The organism is Erwinia sp. QL-Z3 (assembly GCF_004551645.1).
GTDB lineage: Bacteria > Pseudomonadota > Gammaproteobacteria > Enterobacterales > Enterobacteriaceae > Erwinia > Erwinia billingiae.
On the sequence record NZ_CP037950.1, the window covers coordinates 559,741 to 580,784 of the forward strand.

Below are 21,044 nucleotides of genomic sequence, written 5' to 3' on the forward strand. Positions count from 1 at the left end.
GACCAGAAAACGACTAAAAATAATGCGATTGCCGGTTAATGAAATTCAGAAATTTTGAAGAAGAAGAAAAGCTTTTTGTTCGCAGGGCCTTAGTCGCCTTTGGGATAGTAGTGGCAGGGTTTATTACGCTGGTGGTGAATCTGTACCACCTGCAAATTGAGCAGAATCAGTATTACCAGACCCGCTCCAATCAAAATGATATCAAAATGATCCCTATCGCCCCAACGCGAGGGATCATTTTCGATCGCAATGGCATCCCGCTGGTCAGAAACGTCACCTGGCATGACATTGAAATCATTCCCTATAAAATCCAGGACATGAAGGCGCTGCTGACGGAACTGACGCCGATTGTCGACCTGTCGCCTGACGATATCGATACCTTTACCCGCGCGCTGCATGCCGGTAGCCGTTATAAACCGGTGGTGCTGAAAACCGAGCTGTCTGATGAAGAAGTCGCCCGCTTCTCGGTGAACCAGTACCGCTTTACCGGCGTTAACGTCAGCAGCTACGAAGACCGACAGTATCCCTATGGGCCGGACCTGGCGCACGTAATCGGCTACGTGTCGAAAATAAACGACAACGATTACAAACGTCTTGATAAAGAAGGGGTTGGCGAGAACTATGCCGCCGACCACAACATCGGTAAGCAGGGTATCGAAGGCTATTATGAGTCGGTGCTGCACGGAAAAACCGGTTATCAGGAAGTGGAGGTGGATAACCACGGTCGGGTGATCCGCGTGCTGAAAGAAGTGCCGCCGGTAGCGGGTAAAAACCTCTACTTAACGCTGGACCTGCATCTTCAGCAGTATGTCGAAACGCAGCTGGTCGGTCAGCGTGCGGCGGTGCTGATCGAGAACCCGAAAGATGGCCAGGTGCTGGCGATGGTTTCCAGCCCGAGCTACGATCCCAATCCGTTTGTGAAGGGCATCAGCTACAAAGCCTATAAAGAACTGTTAGCGAACAAAGACCTGCCGCTGATTAACCGCGTGACGCAAGGTTTGTATCCACCTGCGTCAACGGTAAAACCCTATATGGCGATGTCCGCGCTGCTGACCCACGTCATTACGCCGCAAACCACCTTCTTCGGCGCACCGACCTGGACGCTGCCGGGCACCGATCGTAAGTATCGCGACTGGAAAAAAAGCGGCCACGGCACGCTGGATGTCACCCGCGCCATCGAAGAGTCGGCGGATACCTTCTTCTATCAGGTGGCCTTTATGATGGGCATCGACCGCATTCACACCATGCTCAGCCAGTTCGGCTACGGCAAACCGAGCGGCATCGATCTGAATGAAGAGTACAACGGCCTGCTGCCAAGCCGCGAATGGAAGCAGAAGGTGCATAAAAAGGGCTGGTATCAGGGTGATACCGTCGCGGTCGGCATCGGCCAGGGTTACTGGATTGCCACGCCGATCCAGATGGTGAAAGCGCTGGATACGCTGATCAACAACGGTCGGGTGATCCAGCCGCACCTGCTGTATGAAGCCAAACAGGGCAAGAGCATCACCCCGTGGAAACAGACGTTGCCGGAACAGCAGATTGGCGATGCCAAATCGCCTTACTGGAGCCTGGTGCGCCATGCCATGTTCGGCATGGCCAATGCGCCCAACGGCACCGGCTATAAATACTTCCACACCGCGCCCTACGGCATTGCGGCGAAGAGTGGGACCTCGCAGGTGTTCGGCCTGCGGCAAAACCAGGTGTATAACGCCAAGATGATCCCGATCCGTCTGCGCGACCATATCTTCTATACCGCCTTTGCGCCGTTCAACGACCCGAAAGTGTCGATGGCGATCATCCTCGAGAACGGTGGCATCAACGGCGTCACCGCCGCGCCGCTGGCGAGGAATATTCTCGACCACATCTTCCTGCCACCAGACGTGGCCCCGATGCCGGTCACCGCCGATCCGACCAGCAACTTTACCGCCCAATAAGCCGTTTACTGCCCTGCCAGCGCGTTTGCTGGTGGGGCAATCCCGTTGTCACTCCCCTGCTTAATTCGTGTTCAAACTCACAAAATCACCACGTCCGCGCCATGCTCCCTTGACCTGAAATTGTTGCCACCCTACGTTGTATACAATTCATATACAAAATGAGTGCAGTGATTTAACAAACCCTCCAGTCCCATAACAAAAGCCCGAGGTTTCGCCATGCACCAGTCAGAGAGTGAGCAAAAAGTTCTGCCCTACAGTCAGAGCGCGGTCACGGCAAAACGCACCAATACCCGCTGGATCGTGGTGTTGGTGCTGTTTTTTATCACCCTGATCAACTATGCCGACCGCGCGTCTATCTCTCTGGCTGGCCCAACCATGTCAAAAGAGTTGGGCCTTAGCCCGGGGGATATGGGCTTTATCTTCTCCGCCTTCGGCTGGGCATACGTGCTGTTTCAGTTGCCCGGCGGCTGGCTGCTGGACCGTTTTGGCTCAAAAAAGATTTACGCCTGTAGCATCTTCCTCTGGTCGCTGTTCACCCTGATGACCGGACTGGCGGGCTTTGTCACCGGCACTGCTGCGGTGCTGGTGCTGTTCACCCTGCGTTTCCTTGTCGGCGGTTCGGAAGCCCCCTCTTTCCCGGCCAACAGCCGCATCGTTGCCGCCTGGTTCCCTGACGCCGAACGCGGCACGGCGGCGGCAATTTTTAACTCGGCGCAGTACGGTTCCACCGTGTTCTTTGCTCCGCTGATGGGCTGGCTGATCCACAGCTACGGCTGGCACGCCGCCTTTACCGTTATGGGGCTGTTAGGCATGGCGTTTTTACCGATCTGGAAAATCTGGATCCACAACCCTAAAGACCACCCAAGGGTCAACGATGCCGAACTGGCGTATATGGCCGAAGGCGGCGCCCTGGTGGATATGGATGCCAAAGGCAAAGACAAAAGGGGCCCGCAGATGGGCTACCTGAAACAGCTGCTGGCCAGCCGGATGATGCTGGGGATTTACCTCGCGCAGTACTGCCTGAATGCCATCGGCTTCTTCTTTATCACCTGGTTCCCGGTGTACCTGGTGGAAGAAAAACAGATGAACATTATGAAAGCCGGGATGGTCGCGGCAATCCCGGCAATTTGTGGATTCCTCGGCGGGCTGCTGGGTGGCTTTGTCTCGGATCTGCTGATCAAACGCGGCACCTCGTTATCCGTGGCGCGCAAAATCCCCATCGTCAGCGGCATGATCCTGTGCACCATCATGGTGTTGTGTAACTACGTCACCTCCGAGGCCGCCGTGGTGTTTATTATGGCGCTGTCATTCCTTGGCAAAGGCATCGGCGGGATGGGCTGGACGATCAATGCCGATACTGCTCCTTCACAGATTTCTGGCCTGTCCGGCAGCGTGCTTAACACCTTCAGTAACGCCTCCAGCATCACCACGCCGATTGCGATTGGCTTTATTCTGCAGGCGACCCACTCCTTCGATGGCGTGCTGATTTTTGTGGTGGCCCATGCACTGGTCGTGATCCTTTGCTACCTGTTTATGGTCGGCAAAATCCACCGTTTTGAGTTGAAAGAGTGACGCTGATATCTCCCGGCGTTATCGGGTCAGTCACATCGCGAGGGTTCACTATGTCCGCAGCTGAAACTGGCAACATCAAGAAATCGTTGAGCTTTATCGCTTACGAAAAGATCAAAGAGATGATCCTCAATATGGAGATCGCTCCCGGCAGTTCGCTGACCGAAATGGGGTTAATTGAGCAGCTTGGCATGAGCCGCACGCCAATCCGTGAAGCGCTCTACCGGCTGGAACAGGAAAGCTTTGTCGAACTGGCTCCACGCAAAGGCTGGTTTGTCGCCGAGATCCGGCTGCGGGATATTCAGGAGCTGTTTCTGATCCGTGAAGCGCTGGAAGGCATCTCCACTCGCAATGCCACTCATCGTCTGCAGCAGGCACAACTGCTGCAGATGCAGGCCTATCTGGCGACGCTCGAGCCGCTGCTGCTGGCCGATGAAGCGGCGGTCGGCGATCCGGGTGACTCGCTGCATGAAATGATTTTTGCCTGCATCGACAATCACTACCTCAATAACATCATGACCAATTACATCGACCGGCTACGCCAGTTTCATATCATCGCCAGCCGCCTGCCGGGACGGAAATTGCAGTCCTACTATGAGCACTGCGAGATCCTGCAGGCACTGATCGCCCGAGACGAAAACCGGGCTGAGCAAGCAATGCGTCACCATATTCAGAGCAGCATGAACAGCATTCTTGACTGCATCATCAATAAAACGCCGCTGTACGGTCAGTCGGCATCAATTTCTCTGAGTATCTGAGGAGAGGACATGCGTAAGGTAATCGTATTTGGCGTAGATGGCTTAACCATGCCGTTGTTGAAGAGATATGCCGCAGAGGGCGTGCTGCCACATATTCAAACCCTGTTTCAGCAAGGCGCAGCCTGCGAGTTGCTGCCGTTTATTTCCGCCTGGGGCGATGTTAACTGGGTGACCTTTATGGCTGGCCAGGCGCCGGGAACCGCATGGATTGGTCAGGGTCAGCCGGCCGATAATGCCGCAACCGCCAACCTGCTGGCGCTGATGCAAAACAACGGGCTGCGCGCCTCGCTGGTTCACTTCCCGGAAACTGTCGCTGCTGACTCACCACATTTTAGCTTCGCACCTTACTGGGGGCGCGCCGCCGCCTGGCCGTCAGAATTGTTTAAGGCGATGGGGCATACCACGCGGCTGGAGCAGCGTACGGGCAATAAAACCCTCAGGCAGCAGAAGCTAGGCTGGCCACCCTCGTCTTCGCTGGCGTATCACGAGAAAGGCGCCTGGCAGGCGCTGGAACAGCATGGCGGAAAACACCGGTTGACGCTGCACGGCCAGCAGGGTCCGTCGCTGACCTTTACCCTCGCCGAAACCGCCAGCCATCAGCCGGAACTGCAGATCGGTGGCGATAAACTCGCGCTGCAGGTCGGTGAATGGAGCCGCTGGCTGCCGCTGAACGATCACGGTGTTGATGGCCGCGTGCGCTTCTTTGCCGGTCGCTTCGATCCGGCTAATAACGATATCGAAATTTTGCAAAGCCAGGTCACGCGTCAAAATGGTATTGCTTCCGACGCCGCGCTGGGCAACGAGCTGCTTGAAGCATTTGGCCCGTTCTACAGCAAATGGGTGGTGAAGGCATCGCCAAATGAAGATTACCTTCAGGCCACCCTGCAGGAGGGCGACGAGCAGTCGTTATGGCTGAGTGAGACCGCCATCCGTCTGACGCAAAAGCATGACTTCTCGCTGTGGGCCACCGTCCATCGTCTTGCGGATGAATCGCACCACAACTGTCTGGGCCAGGTTGATCCTCAGTCGCCTTTCTATGATGCCGAAAAAGCCGCCACCTTTGATGACGTGATGCGGGACTGCTACCGGGTGTTGGACACCTCAATCGGTAAGCTGCTGGCAGAAATGGATGAAGAAACCACGCTGATGCTGGCCTCCGACCACGGTGCGGTGCCGAATGAATACATGTGCGATATCTACCGTTATCTGCAAAAGCACGGGCTGGTGACGCTGGATGACCACGGCGATCTGCTGCCGGCCCAGAGTAAAGTGTTCCTGAAGGACGATCGCGGCGGTCTGGAGATTTTCGTCAATCTTCAGGGCCGTGAACCCCAGGGCATCGTCGCCGCAGACGAATTTGAGGCGGTATGCGCTGAAGTCCTGCTGGCACTGGGAAGCTGGCAGGTGCAGCACAAGGGCCGCGCGCGCAATGCCGTCAGCCTGGCGCTGCTAAAAGCCGACGCGGTTGGCATCGGCTTCTGGGGGCCCTGTGCTGGCGACATCGTCTTTGCCTATAACGCCGGGTTTGTCTGGGGCACCAGCCGCAGCGGCGACGATATCTGCGCGGTGGAGGTGCCGGGTGCCAATCATGGTCCACAGAAGCCTACCGCTGAAACCCACATCGCCTCGAATTATGGCGTGCTGCTGGCCTACGGTAGTGGCATTCGTCAGGGCTATTACCGCGATCGCCATCTCAAGGGACCACACCGCATGGTTGATCCGGCGGCCACCATCGCCCACCTGCTCGGTCTGGATCACGCCACGCTGGATGGCAACGTGATGTATGACCTGCTCAGCCCGGCCGCTTCGGCGCGCTAAAGGAGATTTTGATGAAGATTACCCGCGTTACCGCCCACCTGCTGTCGGCGAAATTACAGGAACCCTTTGCCTATTCGCGCGCCTGGTATGACACCCGCACCGCGATGCTGGTCGAGATTGAAACCGACGAGGGCCACACCGGCTGGGGCGAATGCTACGGCCCGGCGCGGATGACCCAGGCGGTGGTGAAAGAGATTGCCACCTCGCTGATTGGCTGCGATCCGCTGCGCACGGAGTTTCTCTGGCAGGAGATTTATGCCCGTTACCGCGATCACGGCCAGAAAGGGCTGCTGATCCAGGGGCTAAGCGGCATTGATATCGCCCTGTGGGATATTCGCGGGAAACACTTCAATGCCCCTGCTTACCAACTGCTGGGCGGCGCGCTGCGCGATGACGTGCAGGCGTATGCCACCGGACTGTATCGCCGCAAAGGCGGTGACCCGCTGCAGTACCTGGCGGAGGAAGCGGCGGGCTATGTGGAAGAAGGCTTCCGGGCGATGAAGCTGAAGGTCGGCTTCGGCGTGGCGGAAGACGTGGCGGTGACCCGCGCGGTGCGCCAGGCGATTGGCCCGGACGTGGCGCTGATGATTGATGCCAATCACGCCTATGATGCGGTGTCAGCGATCAAACTCGGACGTCTGGTGGAAGATCTCGATATCAGCTGGTTTGAAGAGCCGGTGCCGCCGGAGGATCTGGCGGGTTATAAGGCGGTGAAAGCCGCGCTGACCATTCCAATTGCCGGTGGAGAATGTGAGTTTACTCGCCAGGGCTTCCGTGAAGTGCTGACCCAGCGGGCGATGGATATTCTGCAGCCGGATATCTGTTCGGCAGGCGGGCTGTCCGAATGCAAAAAGATAGCCGATATGGCGATGGCCTTTGGCGTCAGAACCAACCCGCACGTCTGGGGGACAGGCATCGGTATTGCCGCTTCCCTGCAGTGGATGGCCACCGTCCCGTCACACTCGCCGGTTTCGCTGTCTCCAACCGAACCGCTGCTGGAGTTTGATCGCACCGAACACCCGATCCGTCAGGCGATACTCACGTCACCTATCGTTCATCGCCAGGGCCGGGTCAGTATTCCCACCGGTCCGGGCCTGGGCATCGACATCAACCGCGATGCGTTACAGGATTTTAAAATCGCCTGATCCTGCCGTTGCTGACGGTGTTTCCTGACCGTCAGCAATTTGCCCATCCCCGTCCGCTGTTTCCAGAAAACATTCAGACATAAATTCTTCGTTAAAGAAGGTGTTACCCCTTGCCGATAAACGACAATGAGGTAATGTCTTATCTTCGTGCGGCCAGCGTTTATTGGCGACTGAATCGATTTTGCTGGAAAGTAAATGACTAACGAACTTAGCCTGTTAAACGGGCTGCGACGCCACTTTATCCGTAATGTCGTCACGCCAATGATTCTGGTGGTGCTGTTCACCTTCCTTGCCTGTGGATTTACCGCCTGGTGGGTCACCACCGTCAGCAATACCAAGGCGTTGGAAAAACAGCAGCAGGTCATCAGCAATATTTTTGCTCAGCATCTGGCTGAATATCTGCAACAGCACCAAAGCCTGTTGGGCTGGCCCGCGTTGCTGCAGCAGTTGAATGCCACGCCGGCCGTGAGCAATCCCTTCGGACACTGGCTGAATACCCTGGCCGGTGATGACGAAGTGTACCTGTTAGATGCGCAAAACCGTCCTCAGTCGGTGTGGCTTAAAGGCGAACGGGTGACCAGCGAGCGTTACCTCGTCGTCAGAAACTCACTGCTGCCGTGGCTCGACAGCCTGCAACGCCTTTCCCGCACCGCTTCCCCGGCGTTTACCGGCGACTTTATTCGGGTCAACGGACGGGTGGCCGAAGTCGCCTTAGGCGAGGTGCCGGGCAGCGGCGGCAACAAGCTGATTTTCCTGCGCTATCTGCATTATAACTTTGTCGATTTCCTGCAACACCGTGGCGTGGTGAACGCCTTCCGCTTTACGCCCAGCTCACCCGCGAGCGACAACAGTGCCGGTTTCCTGCTGCAATCCCGTCTGAATATCCCGGTCAGCTACGTCTCCTGGCAACCGATGCGGCCCGGCAGCCAGATGCTGATGGTGACCGGACCGCTGGTGTTGCTGGCGATGCTGGCGATTACGCTGATGTGCATCAAGATGACGCGCCGGCTGTGGACCTCGTCGCTGAAGCTTTCCGAATCAATGCAGAAGCTGGAAGCCAGCGAAGCGCAGGCGCAACAGCTGGCGCTGCACGACGTGCTGACCGGCCTGCCCAACCGCGCGGCGATGGAACAACAGCTGACGCAGCGATTGAGCAATCTGTCCGCAGAGGGCGAAAATATTGGCCTGCTGCTGCTGGATCTCGACCGCTTTAAGATGATTAACGACACCTACGGCCATCACACCGGCGACGATTTGATTGTGGAAATTGGTCAGCGGCTGTCGGCGCTGTTAAGGCCGGAAGATGCCGTGGGCAGGTTGGGCGGCGATGAGTTTGTGGTGGTGGTCAATCACCTGCAGGACGATCGGCAGATCACCGCGCTGTGTCAGCAGATTATTGCCTGCCTGACCACGCCGGTCACCTTGCAGGGCAATCGCCTGTGGGTGGGGGTCAGCATCGGCATTGCGCTGGCGCCGCAGCATGGTACGCAACGCCAGGAGCTGATGCGCAAGGCGGATATCGCGTTATATGCGGCCAAGGCCGAAGGACGCGGGCGCTACCATATGTTTGTACCGGCGCTGGACGACGCGCTGATTAAGCGTCAGCAACTGGCAGAAGAGTTGCGGCTGGCGCTGGAAAACACCTGCGGGCTGGCGCTGTGGTATCAGCCGATTATGGATATCAGCGGCACAAAAATGCTCGGCATTGAGGCGCTGCTACGCTGGCAGCATCCGACGTTAGGGCCGGTTTCCCCTGCCGATTTTATTCCCATCGCCGAAGAGACCGGGCTGATCATTCCGCTCGGCGACTGGGTGCTGCAACAGGCGGTGAAGCGGGCGAAAACCTGCCCGCATCTGAAGATGTCGATCAACGTGTCGCCGCTGCAATTCCTCGCCGGTGATTTTATTGCCCGCGTGAATGAGATTGTGCAGCAGCATGACGTTAACCCACGGCAGATTGAGCTGGAAGTGACCGAAGGCGTGATGCTGGAAGATAAGCAGCAGGCGCTGCATACCATTCAAACGCTGCGCGCGGCGGGCTTTAGCATTGCGCTGGATGACTTCGGCACCGGCTACTCCAGCCTGAGCTACCTGACGCAGTTCCCGGTGGATACCCTCAAAATTGACCGCTGCTTTACCCAGTTGCTGGGGATTCAGGCGCAGGCCAACACCATCGTCTCGTCGGTGATTAAGCTTGGCCACTCGCTGGGCCTGTCGGTGACGGCGGAAGGGGTGGAAACCGAGGAGCAGCGGCTGGCACTGGCCGCCGCAGGTTGCGATAAGCTGCAGGGCTTCCTGCTCAGCCGCCCGCAACCCGCAGACGTGCTGTTCGCCGCGGAGGCGGTGTAACCGGAGCGGTAAGATAAGCCTCAACAAGGCAGTAACATTAACGGCGCAGGACGATTTGCGGCACCGCATCCTGACTGTGGTGATGAACATGCAGATCGGCCTGATACCAGCGGGTTAAGGTGGCTTCGGTCATCACCTCAGCGGGCGTGCCTTCTGCCACCAACCTGCCCTGATGCAACAACAGCATACTGTCAGACCACAACGCCGCCAGATTCAGATCGTGCAGCACGCAGCACACCGTCAGCTGACCTTTGCGGGTGAGCTGATGCAACAGGCGCAACGCGTGTTGCTGATGATACAAATCCAGCGCCGAGGTCGGCTCATCCAGAAACAGCCAGCCACGCGGGCCGTCATCGTGCCAGAGCTGCGCCAGCGCGCGCGCCAGCTGAACACGCTGCTGCTCGCCGCCGGACAGATGGCGATAGTCGCGGTCGGCAAGGGTATCGCTGCCGGTTAAGGCCATCACCTCGTCCACCACCGCTTTGGTGCGCTGGCCCGGCCACGGCGAACGGCCCATCGCCACCACTTCCCTGACCGGCAGAGGAAACTCGACGTGGCTTTGCTGACGCATCACCGCGCGGGTCTGCGACAGATGCTCGCGCGACCAACTGCCGAGCGGTTTGCCTTCCAGCAGGCAATCGCCCGCCGCCGGTTGCAGATAGCCGGTCAGTAAGCGCAGCAGCGTCGATTTCCCGGCACCGTTTGGCCCGATCAGCGACACCATTTCGCCGGCGCGCAAACTCAGCGAGACATCATCAATCAGCAGCCGCTGACCAACGCGCCAGCTGAGGTTTCTCCCTTCCAGCAGCTTAGTCATAACGGCCCTCCTGGCGGCGCAGAATCAACCATAAAAACCACGGCGCACCCAGCAGACTGGTCAGCAACCCCACCGGCATTTCCGCCGGTGCGACCACCGTTCTCGCCAGCGTATCGGCAATCAGCATCAGGATCGCCCCGGCCAGACCGGCCCCCGGCAATAGCCAGCGGTGATCGCTGCCAATGCACATGCGCATCAGATGCGGCACCACCAGCCCGACAAAGCCAATCACCCCGCTCACCGCCACCGAAGCGGCCACCATCAGCGCGCTCAGCACCAGCAAAATGCGCTGGGTGTGCTTGACGTCCACGCCCAGATAATGCGCCTCTTCATCGCCCAGCTGCAGCAGGTTCAGCCGCCGGGCCTGCCACTGGGTGGCGACCATGGCGGGCAGGATAATCACCGCGCTGGCGATAACCGTGGACCACTGCGCCTGCCCCAGCGAGCCCATTCCCCATAAGGAGAGCTGGCGCAGCTGCTGATCGTTGCTGATCCACGGGAGGACGCCCACGGCCGCGCCGCAGACGGCATTAATAGCAATGCCCACCAGCAACAGCCGTGAAAGAGTGCCGCTGCCAGAGCGGCTGAGGGTAAAGATCACCACCGTGACCGCCAGGCTGCCGATAAAGGCCGCCAGCATTGGCCACCACAGCGCTAACATCGCCGGCAGGCTCAGTGGGATCACCACCGAAATTGCCACCATCAGCGCGGCACCACTGCTGATGCCCAACAGCCCCGGATCGGCCAGCGGATTGCGAAACAGTCCCTGCATCACGCCGCCGGATAACGCCAGCGCCGACCCGACCAGCACCGCCAGCAACACGCGCGGCAAACGGATATTCCACCAGATTTGCCAGACCATGCTGTCGCGGGTTGACTGCCAGACCATCGGCAATGACAGGCGCATCGCGCCAATGTTGGCGGCAAACACCACGATGGCCACCATCAGCACCACCATCAGCACTAAGCGTCGCTGAATATGCTGTCCGTTCATTGCGCGAGGGCTTCCGCCGCTTTACGCAGTTTGGCAATCGCGCCTGGCGTTTGCAGGCCAAAGCCCAGCAGCGCCATTTCATCAACCACCAGCACATTTTGCTGCTTACCGGCCGGGGTCAGCGCCAGACCTGGCAGCTTCCACAAATTCTCTTCGCCGCCCATGCCCTTCAGCCCGTCCGCGCCAATCACAATCAGCTGCGGCGCACTGGCCACAATCCCTTCCTGGGTCAGCGGCTGATAATGCGGAATATTGCCCAACGCATTTTGCAGCCCGGCGCCACGGATCGCGCCATCGGCCGAGGTGCCGCTGCCTGCGCCCATCGCTTTCATTCCGCTGTGGTTAAGGATATACAGCACCTTCACCGGCAGCGGTTTGTCCGAAATGCCAGCCAGCTGTTTATCCAGCTTCTCCTCCAGCAGTTTGCCCTGTTCTTCGCGGTGCAGCGCGGCGGCGATGGTAGCAATTTTGCTGTGGAGAGCGCTCAGTTCAGGCTTGCCGGTGACGGTAATAACCTTGACGCCGGCCTGCTCAACCTGCTGCAGCGCAAGAGAGGGTTTGGACAGTTCGCTGGCGATCACCAGCGTGGGCTTCATCGCCAGAATCCCTTCGGCATTCAGCTGGCGCATGTAACCCACATTCGGCAGTTTGGTCGCCACGGCCGGTTGCAGACTGGTGGTATCACGGGCGACCAGATTTTGCTGCGCATCCAGCGCATAGATGATCTCCGTAACGTCGCCACCAATCGACACTACCCGCTCTTCGGCCAGCAGTGAAAAAGGCAGCGCCAACAGCGCAATCAGCCACAGTTTCATGCCGCTTCTCCTGCACCGGTCAACTCAGCCAGCTGTTCACGCCAGCGACTTTGTTCCGGCTGACCTTCGCTGCGCTGTCCGTACAGCTGGGCAATCTGCGTGCCGTCAGCGGCAAACAGTTCCAGGCTGGTGACAAAGCCGTCAGCGGTGGGCTTGCGGGTGATCCAGCTTTCGCTGATGGTGTTTTCCATCAGGTGCAGGGTGAAGGTCGGGTTGAAGATATTGATCCAGTTGTCCACCGGCACCAGCTTATCAACCGCGCCGGTAAAGATCTGCACGCAGCCACGGTTGCCGATGAAAATCATGATTTCGTTGCCGTCTTGCTGCGCCAGTTTCAGCAGCGCGTTCAGCGTGCCGTTGTCGACTTTCAGCGCCAGATCGCTGGCCACCGAGCGGAACGCCTGCTGACGGGAGATATTGTGGCGCTTCAGTAAACCGAAGAACTGATGCACGTCGGTCATCGCACGCCATTCCTGCTCGATCACCGCCGCATCGGGCTGGTTGGTCTGGACGGGCACGGCCGGCGTCAGAGTCAGCGCCGGGGTTTCAGCCAGGGTGAATGCGGCAATCAGCGCATCCCACGCCGCCTTGTCGGTGGCCGCCGTGGTGTAAATTTTCAGTACTGCATCGCCGTGTGCATCAAAAATCTGGATGCTGTGACGCTCGCCGCGTTCCGTTTTCTCCACCAGCGAAAAAGCACTCTTCCACTGGGACGGGAACAGGCGCTGATCGAGCGCGCGCGGGTTGAGGATCAGTCCGGCATGGCCGCCCAGATGCAGGTTTTCATAACGTCCCACCTGCTCATGTACCGCGTAAGCGTTACGGGTGATCGACTGGGTTTCGCCCACCGCTTCCAGCGCCTGCAGCAGCGCGGTGAAGTCAGGACGCAGCGCCACCGCATCGTTCAGCGTTCTGGCCTGGGTCAGCTCCGCTTCACTGATGTTCATCAGATCCGCCAGGTCGCGGGCATACTTTTTCGGGTGTTCAGCTTTTAACGACTGATAACGCTGATAGAGGGTATTCAGTTCCATTTGCTCTCCTTGACGCCCTGCACGCGGTGCAGGGCAATGGGTAATAAAACAGGGTAATCAGAAGTCGACGTTCACACCCAGCTGGAAGGTACGGCCAGGCATCACCGCCAGCGCGTTGTCATACGCATCCTGGTTGGTGGTGTTGGTCAGCTCGCGGCTGCTGAGGTAATCCCAGTATTTACGGTCGGTCAGGTTATAGATCCCGCCGCTGACCTTGACGTTTTTCGTCGCCTGCCAGTAAGCGGTCATCTCCACCATACCGTAACCCGGTACGCGCATATATTCTTCACTGGAATCGGTTAAGGTGCTGCCTGCCGCGTTGGTGTAGCTTTCACGGTTGGTGGCGGTGGCCTGCTTCCCTTTCACAAAGGTGGCGGTCACTGCGGCACCGTAGCGTTTGGCCGGATCGTCCCAGGCCACGCCAACAATGGCTTTCATCGGCGCGACGCTGTCCAGATCGACGTAGCTGTCGCCGGAGTAGCTGGACTTCGATTTACCTTCGCTGTAACCCAGTGCGAAGGTGGCGCTCAGGCCGTTTACCTCTTCAAACCAGGTGCCAAAGTTCACTTTGGTGGTCACTTCACCGCCATAGATATACGCCTTATCGCGGTTTTCTGCCTGGTAAACAGTGTAGATATTGGACGGTACGTTGGTAAAGCGGGCCGGGCTGCCGGCGCGGGTGTAACGCGTATAGGCAATGAAGTTTTCGTAGGTGTTATAGAACACCGCGGTTTTCAGCGTGACGCCATCCACCACCTGCCCTTTCATGCCCCATTCCAGGTTGTTACTGGTTTCGGTTTTCAGATCGCTGTTACCAATCAACGCGTACTGCGCCGGACCGGCATAGTTTGAACCGAGGTTCCACGAGCCGTACAGCTGGCTGGCGTTAGGGAACTGCGCGCCACGCTTGTACTGCACATAGGTCATCAGCGACGGCGTGATGTCGTAGTTGAAGCTCAGCGATGGCAGAACCTGGGTGTCCGAGTTCTCTTTGCCATACAGGGTGTTCAGCTCGGACTCGTCCAGCACGGTGCTGCCGGTGGTCAGGCTGGAGAGGTTTTGTGGCTTGGTGGTCTGATGCGCCACCCGCACGCCCGGCACGATTGAGAAGCCGTGACCGTCCAGATCGAACTGGATTGCATCCTGCACAAAGGCACCCAGCGCATAGCTGCGGCTGTCGGACTCCGGCTGCATGATCGCCGAATAGACGCTTGGGGCCGGTTCTTCCCGGAACGGACGTTTCGTCTCGGTGACACGACCGTTCAGGCCGGCGCTCAGCTCGTGGCGACCCAGCGCCTTGCTCAGCTGCGTTTCGAAACCGTAGGTATCGACGTCATAGTTTGAGTAGACGCGCTCCTGGCTGCTGGTGCTGATGGGCATCAGGGTATTATCGTGCGCCTGAGTCTGCTGGTAATAAACTTTGTTGCTGAGGGAATCGATAAACGCATTGGCTGGCGTCCACTCATCCTTCAGGCTGACGCCCCAGCGGCGGGTATTACTCTGCTGTTGCGAGGTGCCGAGAATGCTGCTGCCCGCCGAGTTCCAGGTGTCGTAATGGGTGTGGTTGGTCTTGTCGTAATAATCGACGGTGCCGGTCAGCTTGTGCTCGTCATTGGGCTGCCAGATCGCCGAGGTCATCAGCGCGTTGGAGTGCCAGTTGGCCGGATAGGCATCGATGGTGCCGCTGTTATTGCGGGTTTGCTGGCCGTCACGGCGGCTGTAAACAAACACGCCACGCAGCGTTTCGTCGCCGGCTGCGGCGGTAATGCCGTTATGCCAGCTGCGGTTGGCCGAGTCGTAATCAGACTGATAACCAAAGTAGGTCGCTTTGTACGGCGACAGGTAATCGTCGGCGGATTTCGGCTGGAAGGAGACCGCGCCGCCAATGGCGGTGTTGGCCGTCGCCGTTGAGGTCGCACCGGATTCAATGTCCACCTGGCCGTACATATACGGGTCGAGATAGTCACGGCCGATGCCGAAGGTGTTTAATCCGGCGCGGCTGACGTAGCTGCGGCCGGTGGCATCCGGCTGCGGAATGCCGTCCACGTCCAGTCCAACACGGTTACTTTCCAGACCACGGATGTTGTAGCCGGTATAGCCGCTGCGGTCGAAGCCGCTTTTGCCTGCGGACGATCCGCCGCTGACGCCGGTGGCGCTGATTAACGGCTCATAGCGCATCACCGAGCCAAAGTCGTTGGTGCCCTTTTGCTGCATTTCTGCGGCGGTAATGGTGGTTTTGCTGCCCGCCTGTTTTTCCGGCTCGGGCGCGGTCACCGTCATAACGGCTTCCGACTGGCTTTTCTTGCCGGAGATCGCCAGTGGCGTGCCAGAATGGCTGGCTTCGGGAAGTGGTGCGGTGGTGCGTGTTTCAGCAGCGATGCTAAAACCGGTGGTAACCAGCGTGCCGAACAGCACGGACTTCTGGATAAACCCCTGAGAATTGAAAGATTTGCGCATTTAGTAAGCCTTTATTCTTTATTAGTATCGACTCATACATTGCGGCCGCAATCCAACAAGATTGCGAAAACTCCATACGCATCCGGCGCTGTGTAGGTCATTCCATGACGACTGTCAAACGCGAATGATAATGAGATCGATTCTCTATATCAACAACCTCCACAATTAATTCACAATGTTAAAAAAGCGTCAGCAACACCCACTTGACAGTGCAGCAACCGACGCCGGAAGATGAGCGCCTGTTTTTAGAGAGGACATCGCGATGAAAACCGCTCCTGCCATCACCATTCACTACTGCTCGCAGTGCAACTGGCTGCTGCGTGCCGGCTGGATGGCGCAAGAATTACTGCATACGTTCAGCACCGATTTAGCCTCGGTCAGCCTGGTGCCCGGCACCGGCGGCATTTATCAGATCTTGATTGACGAGCACATTATCTGGGACCGTAAAACCGACGGCGGCTTCCCGGAAGCCAAAGAGTTGAAGCAGCGCGTGCGGAACTTCTGCTTCCCGGAGCGGGAACTGGGACATATCGACACGAAATAACCCCTGCGCGGGCGGCATCATCCTTGTGTCATCCGGCGGCTTCACGCTAAACTTACCGCCGCATCGCTGCCCTTGCTGGCAGAAAGATGACACAAGGGCCGGAACAGGCCCGATAACAAGAATCACCCCTCACTTACCTGCCCTGCCTGAAGACCTGCGCTCCCGCCTGTGGCTGGAGTAACTTCTCATCGTTAATTAAGTGCACCCTTTTCTATGGATACGTTAGATTCAGCTACACCCGTGCGTGGCGTCGGCCCGCTGCTCTTTTCCCTTGCGCTGGGCGCCTTTGCCATCGGCCTGAGTGAGTTCGTGATTATGGGACTGCTGCCGCAGGTTTCCAGCGCGATGAACGTCAGCCTGGCGGAAGGCAGCAAATTTATCAGCTACTACGCGCTTGGCGTGGTGGTTGGCGCACCGCTGTTCTCCCTCAGCACCGCCCGTTTGTGCCGTAAACATCAGCTGATGATTTTTATCTCGCTGTTTTTGGTCGGCAACCTCAGCAGCATGCTGGCCAGCAATGCGCATATGCTGGTGATTTCCCGTTTCCTGAGCGGGCTGCCGCACGGTGCCTTCCTCGGTGTAGCCGCGCTGGCTGCGGCGTCACTGGTGGAAGAGAATCGCCGTGGACAGGCGGTAGGCAGAGTGATGTTGGGCCTGACGCTGGCGTCGTTGCTAGGTAACCCGGCGGCGACCATGCTCGGCGAACATCTCGACTGGCGCTGGGCATTTGCCTGCGTCTCGGTGCTGACCGTGATTGATGCGCTGCTGATCTACAAGCTGTTCCCGGTGCAGAAAGAGCGTGAGCAGAGCTCGCCGTTGAAAGAGATCCGTGGCCTGGCGAACCTGCGCCTGTGGTTAACGCTGGGGATTGCGGCGATTGGCTTTGGCGGCATGTTTGCGGTGATCAGCTATATCACCCCGATCCTGACCATGGCGGCGCACCTCTCCACCTTCTGGCTGCCGTTTGTGCTGTTCGCATTTGGTCTGGGCATGGTGATTGGCAATCTGGCGGGTGGCCGTATGGCTGACGGCAAAATCATGCTGTCGATCTTCAGCATCCTCGCGTGGAGCGTGGTGGTGCTGACCATCTTCCCACTGCTGATTGGCACCATTACCGGCCTGATGCTTGGCGCGTTCCTGGTCGGCACTAACCTCGCCCTGTGCGCACCGTTGCAGGTGCGTCTGATGCAGGTGGCGGGCAAAGCGCAAACGCTGGCCGCCACGCTGAACCATTCGGCGTTTAACATCGCCAACGCGCTGGGTGCGTTCCTGGGAGCGTATGTGGTGCAGCAGGGTTATCCGATGACGCAGACCGCCACCTACGGGGCCATCCTGCCGGTGCTGGGCATGATGATCTTTATGGTGGCGCTGCTAAAAGAAGTGGCTGACCGTAAAAATACCGGCGTGGGATCGACCGATTTGATCTGATGTTGCTAATGGCCAGGCGCCCTGCCTGGCCATTCACTGTTTTACGCTTTCTCCGCCACAACCGGTTTGGTTCGCAACGCGGCATAAATGGTCAGCGTGGCAATCAGTAACGCCATGGCGCTGCCCATAAATACCCCTTTCGCCCCGGTAATATTGAAGATGACCCCGCCTGCCGCCGCACCGATGGTAATCGCTAACTGAATAGACGCCACCAGCAGACCGCCGCCGCTTTCTGCCTCATCCGGCATGGTCCGGGTGATCCAGGTAGACCAGCCCACCGGCACGGCGCCAAACGCCATGCCCCACAGCGCCACCAGCACCGCATCCACCAGCGGGGCCGATCCCATCACCACCAGACCGACACCGAGCAGGCCCATCGCCAGCGGCATACCGATCAGCGTGCGGTGCAGGTTACGCTCCAGCAGGATGCCGGCAATCAGCGTCCCGGCGAAGTTCGCCACGCCAAAGCCCAGCAGGATCACCGACAGCCCGTTGACGCCGACCCCGGTGACGCTTTCGAGGAACGGACGCAAATAGGTGAAGAAGGCGAAGTGGCCGGAGAACACCAGAATGATCGCCAGCAACGCGGTCTGCATGCCGGGACGGCGGATCAACGCAAACATTGAACTGCTTTTGCCCACCTGCGTCGACGGCATTTTCGGCAGTGCGGCAACCTGCCAGGCCAGCGCCAGCAAACCAATCACCGAGGCGGCGACAAACACGTTTCGCCAGCCAATCAGATGACCAAAGTAGCTGCCCATCGGCGCGGCAACGATAGTGGCAACCGACACGCCGCTAAAGACGATCGACAGCGCGCGCGGGATCATCGCTTCCGGCACCAGCCGCATGGTGGTCGCCGCCGCCAGCGTCCAGAAGCCACCGATGGCAATCCCCAGCAGCACGCGGCCGGCGAGGATAAAGCCCAGGTTCGGTGAAAAGGCCACCAGCAGATTGGAGACGATCAGCATCACCGAGAACATCAGCATCACCCAGCGGCGATCCAGATTACGGGTGGCTGAGGCGCTGAAAAAGCTGGTCAGCAGTGCGAATACCGCGGTAATGGTCACCGCCTGCCCGGTTACGCCTTCCGTTACGCCAAGACTGGCGGCCATTGGCGTCAGCAGGCTGGCGGGCAGAAATTCTGCCGTCACCAGTCCAAACACGCCAAGCGCCATCGAAAATACCGCGCCCCACTGGGGCTTTTCCTCTGCCATGCCGGCCTGTTTGAGTGTGTTCATTGCATGCTTTCCGTAAGAAGAAGTGAGTGTACAGAGTAGTGGGCTGCCGCCGGATGGTCTATGATGTTAAATCCGTATTTATTGATTCTCCGTCCGGAAGGATAGCCACCGTGATCACAGAAACCCACGATCTTGCCAGCGAGCTGCTGCTGGGAATGCGCCTGATGGGCGTGCAGTACAAGCGGATTGAGCTGGCGGCGCCGTTCGGCGTGGGCTTTATTAATGCGCCAGGTCAGGCACAGTTTCACTTTGTCAGCCGCGGTCCGGTGATGCTGAAAACCCAGGGCGGCAATCTGTATACCCTGAATACCGGCGATGCGCTGCTGCTGCCGCAGGGCACCGATCATATGCTGCTCTCCTCGCCGGATGTGCCGTGCAAAGACGTGCGGTCGTTTGAATCGACGCCGGTGTGCGGCAACGTTCGCTGCGTGAAGGCCTGCCCGTCCGAGGTGCCGGAAGCCGCGTCGGTGCTGATTTTCAGCGGCAGCATGGAGTTCGATCTGGGCGGCATGCAGATGCTCATCAGCGCGATGCCGGAAGTGCTGCTGGCCGATACGCTGATCCACAAATACCCGGAAGTTCAGCCGATGCTCGATGCGATGGAGCGTGAGTCGCTGAGCCGCAGAGCGGGTTACGCGGGGATCCTGTCCCGGCTGGCGGACGTGGTGGCGTCGTTTATCGTGCGCGGTTGGGTGGAATCGGGATGCGGACAGGCCGGCGGCTGGCTTGAAGCGCTGCGCGATCCGCGTCTGGGTAAGGCGCTGGTGGCGCTGCATCGCGAGCCGGGCAAAAACTGGACGGTGGCACAGCTGGCGTCCGAGATGGGCAGCTCCCGCTCGGTGTTTGCCGAGCGCTTCCTTGCGGTGACCGGCATGACGCCGGTGCGCTATCTGACCGAATTACGTATGCAGCTGGCCGTGCAATGGATCGGCCGCGATGGCGAAGCGATTGAAACGGTGGCCTGGCGTCTGGGATACGGCTCGCTGGCCGCCTTCAGCCGGGCCTTTAAGCGCACCGTTGGCAAAACCCCCGGCGCGCTTCGCACCGAGGAAACGCAACGGCTGACGCAGGGCGCCGCCTGAGTACCTTTTTTTACCGTTACGCCAGATACTTATTAAACCAGCCGAGGGTTCTTTCCCAGGCCAGATCGGCGGCTTTCTTGTCGTAGCGCGGAGTGGAGTCATTGTGGAAGCCGTGATTCACCTCCGGGTATATGTGTGCTTCATACACCTTGTTACTGGCCTTCAGTGCGGCCTCGTAGGCCGGCCAGCCTTCGTTGATGCGCGTATCCAGCCCGGCGTAATGGATCAGCAACGGTGCCTTGATGCGCGGGACATCTTTGGCATCCGGCTGACGACCATAGAACGGCACCGCCGCAGCCAGTTCGGGATAGGCCACCGCAGCGGCATTGGCCACGCCACCGCCGTAACAGAAGCCGGTGATGCCGACCTTTCCGGTGGTGCGCGGGTCCTGCATCATAAATTCGATGGCGGCAAAGAAATCGTTCATTAATTTGGTCGGATCGATCTGCGCCTGCATCTCCCGCCCTTTCTCATCGTTACCGGGATAGCCACCCAGCACGCTCAGCCCATCCGGTGCCAGCGCGATAAAGCCGGCTTTTGCCAGCCGGCGCGCCACGTCTTCGATATACGGATTCAGTCCCCGGTTCTCATGCACTACGACAACGGCTGGAAGCTTGCCGCTGGCTTTCGCCGGACGCACCAGATAGCCGCGCACGGTTTTATTGCCGTTGGGCGAAGGATAGTGAATGTATTCCGGCAGAATATCCGGATCGGTAAATTCCACCTGTTCGGCCAGCGCATAGTTTGGGCTGAGCGAGGTCAGCAGCGTCGCCGCCGTCAGGCCGCCCACCGCAAACTTGCCCGCCAGCGACAGAAATTCGCGCTTATTTATTTTGCCGTGTACGTAGTAGTCATAAATTTCGAGGAGTTCGGGGGAGAAATCTTTCGCGGTCAAACGGGACATATCAATGCTCCTTACACGCCAGAGAAGGGGAAATGATGCTCAGTAACAGTCAGACACATTGCCCACTTCGTCAAGCTTCAAGGCCCGCAGAGCACTTTTTAACGACGCAGCGGGCGCTAAACTGCGTATGATCGTCAGCTGTTCACCCTTTTTCATCACGC

The 21,044-nt window shown here is 58.6% G+C and carries 16 protein-coding genes; 9 read left to right on the forward strand and 7 right to left on the reverse strand.

Annotated features, from left to right (window positions below; translation table 11 throughout):
• Nucleotides 1-38 precede the first annotated feature (38 nt).
• The 6 genes from mrdA to E2F51_RS03255 all read left to right on the forward strand — a co-directional run bounded on the left by mrdA (nt 39) and on the right by E2F51_RS03255 (nt 9,573).
• Nucleotides 39-1,934 (forward strand): penicillin-binding protein 2, encoded by a 1,896-nt coding sequence (mrdA, locus tag E2F51_RS03230; protein WP_013203774.1) that lies wholly within the window; start codon nt 39-41, stop codon nt 1,932-1,934.
• Nucleotides 1,935-2,150: 216 nt separating this feature from the next.
• Complete coding sequence (locus tag E2F51_RS03235) at nt 2,151-3,506, forward strand: MFS transporter (protein ID WP_134822728.1); 1,356 nt, start codon at nt 2,151-2,153, stop codon at nt 3,504-3,506.
• 50 nt (nt 3,507-3,556) lie between these two features.
• Nucleotides 3,557-4,261, forward strand: coding sequence for a GntR family transcriptional regulator (locus E2F51_RS03240; RefSeq protein WP_053144710.1), 705 nt, complete (start codon nt 3,557-3,559; stop codon nt 4,259-4,261).
• A 9-nt stretch (nt 4,262-4,270) separates the two neighbouring features.
• Nucleotides 4,271-6,079 (forward strand): alkaline phosphatase family protein, encoded by a 1,809-nt coding sequence (locus E2F51_RS03245; RefSeq protein WP_053144712.1) that lies wholly within the window; start codon nt 4,271-4,273, stop codon nt 6,077-6,079.
• A gap of 11 nt (nt 6,080-6,090) precedes the next feature.
• Nucleotides 6,091-7,224 (forward strand): mandelate racemase/muconate lactonizing enzyme family protein, encoded by a 1,134-nt coding sequence (locus E2F51_RS03250; RefSeq protein WP_053144714.1) that lies wholly within the window; start codon nt 6,091-6,093, stop codon nt 7,222-7,224.
• Nucleotides 7,225-7,419: 195 nt separating this feature from the next.
• Entirely contained in the window at nt 7,420-9,573 is a 2,154-nt protein-coding gene (locus E2F51_RS03255; RefSeq protein WP_134822729.1) for a bifunctional diguanylate cyclase/phosphodiesterase, read from the forward strand.
• A gap of 37 nt (nt 9,574-9,610) precedes the next feature.
• Here E2F51_RS03255 and E2F51_RS03260 read toward each other — a convergent pair whose 3' ends face one another.
• Genes E2F51_RS03260 through E2F51_RS03280 form a run of 5 tightly spaced genes read right to left on the reverse strand, consistent with a single transcriptional unit; the run spans nt 9,611 to nt 15,687 of the window.
• Nucleotides 9,611-10,390: a heme ABC transporter ATP-binding protein gene (locus tag E2F51_RS03260; RefSeq protein ID WP_013203776.1), complete on the reverse strand. Its 780-nt coding sequence runs from the start codon at nt 10,388-10,390 to the stop codon at nt 9,611-9,613.
• Entirely contained in the window at nt 10,383-11,348 is a 966-nt protein-coding gene (locus E2F51_RS03265; protein WP_371732175.1) for a FecCD family ABC transporter permease, read from the reverse strand. Before E2F51_RS03265 ends, E2F51_RS03260 begins: the two co-directional genes overlap by 8 nt.
• A 32-nt stretch (nt 11,349-11,380) precedes the next feature.
• On the reverse strand, nt 11,381-12,199 hold the full coding sequence (locus E2F51_RS03270; protein ID WP_134822731.1) for a hemin ABC transporter substrate-binding protein: 819 nt from the start codon (nt 12,197-12,199) through the stop codon (nt 11,381-11,383).
• Nucleotides 12,196-13,230 (reverse strand): hemin-degrading factor, encoded by a 1,035-nt coding sequence (locus E2F51_RS03275; RefSeq protein WP_134822732.1) that lies wholly within the window; start codon nt 13,228-13,230, stop codon nt 12,196-12,198. Before E2F51_RS03275 ends, E2F51_RS03270 begins: the two co-directional genes overlap by 4 nt.
• A gap of 57 nt (nt 13,231-13,287) precedes the next feature.
• Nucleotides 13,288-15,687 (reverse strand): TonB-dependent receptor domain-containing protein, encoded by a 2,400-nt coding sequence (locus tag E2F51_RS03280; RefSeq protein ID WP_134822733.1) that lies wholly within the window; start codon nt 15,685-15,687, stop codon nt 13,288-13,290.
• 262 nt (nt 15,688-15,949) lie between these two features.
• Here E2F51_RS03280 and E2F51_RS03285 point away from each other — a divergent pair, with 262 nt between their 5' ends.
• Together E2F51_RS03285 and E2F51_RS03290 are read left to right on the forward strand one after the other, a co-directional pair.
• A complete protein-coding gene (locus tag E2F51_RS03285) occupies nt 15,950-16,231 on the forward strand; it encodes a SelT/SelW/SelH family protein (protein ID WP_013203781.1) in 282 nt (93 codons plus the stop codon).
• 213 nt (nt 16,232-16,444) lie between these two features.
• A complete protein-coding gene (locus E2F51_RS03290; protein WP_071290346.1) occupies nt 16,445-17,659 on the forward strand; it encodes an MFS transporter in 1,215 nt (404 codons plus the stop codon).
• A gap of 41 nt (nt 17,660-17,700) precedes the next feature.
• Here E2F51_RS03290 and E2F51_RS03295 read toward each other — a convergent pair whose 3' ends face one another.
• Entirely contained in the window at nt 17,701-18,897 is a 1,197-nt protein-coding gene (locus E2F51_RS03295) for an MFS transporter (protein WP_013203783.1), read from the reverse strand.
• 113 nt (nt 18,898-19,010) lie between these two features.
• On the opposite strand from E2F51_RS03295, the gene E2F51_RS03300 reads away from it, so the two are divergent.
• A complete protein-coding gene (locus E2F51_RS03300; RefSeq protein WP_206403690.1) occupies nt 19,011-19,979 on the forward strand; it encodes an AraC family transcriptional regulator in 969 nt (322 codons plus the stop codon).
• 16 nt (nt 19,980-19,995) lie between these two features.
• On the opposite strand, the gene yghX is transcribed toward E2F51_RS03300, so the two are convergent.
• Nucleotides 19,996-20,883: a YghX family hydrolase gene (yghX, locus tag E2F51_RS03305; protein ID WP_013203785.1), complete on the reverse strand. Its 888-nt coding sequence runs from the start codon at nt 20,881-20,883 to the stop codon at nt 19,996-19,998.
• Between the last annotated feature and the right edge of the window lie 161 nt (nt 20,884-21,044).

What these genes read in the sequence shown, in the direction of transcription:
- mrdA (WP_013203774.1), top strand. Translation starts at nt 39, where the DNA reads ATGAAATTCAGAAATTTTGAAGAAGAAGAAAAGCTTTTTGTTCGCAGG.
- E2F51_RS03235 (WP_134822728.1), top strand. Translation starts at nt 2,151, where the DNA reads ATGCACCAGTCAGAGAGTGAGCAAAAAGTTCTGCCCTACAGTCAGAGC.
- E2F51_RS03240 (WP_053144710.1), top strand. Translation starts at nt 3,557, where the DNA reads ATGTCCGCAGCTGAAACTGGCAACATCAAGAAATCGTTGAGCTTTATC.
- E2F51_RS03245 (WP_053144712.1), top strand. Translation starts at nt 4,271, where the DNA reads ATGCGTAAGGTAATCGTATTTGGCGTAGATGGCTTAACCATGCCGTTG.
- E2F51_RS03250 (WP_053144714.1), top strand. Translation starts at nt 6,091, where the DNA reads ATGAAGATTACCCGCGTTACCGCCCACCTGCTGTCGGCGAAATTACAG.
- E2F51_RS03255 (WP_134822729.1), top strand. Translation starts at nt 7,420, where the DNA reads ATGACTAACGAACTTAGCCTGTTAAACGGGCTGCGACGCCACTTTATC.
- E2F51_RS03260 (WP_013203776.1), bottom strand. Translation starts at nt 10,390, where the DNA reads ATGACTAAGCTGCTGGAAGGGAGAAACCTCAGCTGGCGCGTTGGTCAG.
- E2F51_RS03265 (WP_371732175.1), bottom strand. Translation starts at nt 11,348, where the DNA reads ATGGTGGTGCTGATGGTGGCCATCGTGGTGTTTGCCGCCAACATTGGC.
- E2F51_RS03270 (WP_134822731.1), bottom strand. Translation starts at nt 12,199, where the DNA reads ATGAAACTGTGGCTGATTGCGCTGTTGGCGCTGCCTTTTTCACTGCTG.
- E2F51_RS03275 (WP_134822732.1), bottom strand. Translation starts at nt 13,230, where the DNA reads ATGGAACTGAATACCCTCTATCAGCGTTATCAGTCGTTAAAAGCTGAA.
- E2F51_RS03280 (WP_134822733.1), bottom strand. Translation starts at nt 15,687, where the DNA reads ATGCGCAAATCTTTCAATTCTCAGGGGTTTATCCAGAAGTCCGTGCTG.
- E2F51_RS03285 (WP_013203781.1), top strand. Translation starts at nt 15,950, where the DNA reads ATGAAAACCGCTCCTGCCATCACCATTCACTACTGCTCGCAGTGCAAC.
- E2F51_RS03290 (WP_071290346.1), top strand. Translation starts at nt 16,445, where the DNA reads ATGGATACGTTAGATTCAGCTACACCCGTGCGTGGCGTCGGCCCGCTG.
- E2F51_RS03295 (WP_013203783.1), bottom strand. Translation starts at nt 18,897, where the DNA reads ATGAACACACTCAAACAGGCCGGCATGGCAGAGGAAAAGCCCCAGTGG.
- yghX (WP_013203785.1), bottom strand. Translation starts at nt 20,883, where the DNA reads ATGTCCCGTTTGACCGCGAAAGATTTCTCCCCCGAACTCCTCGAAATT.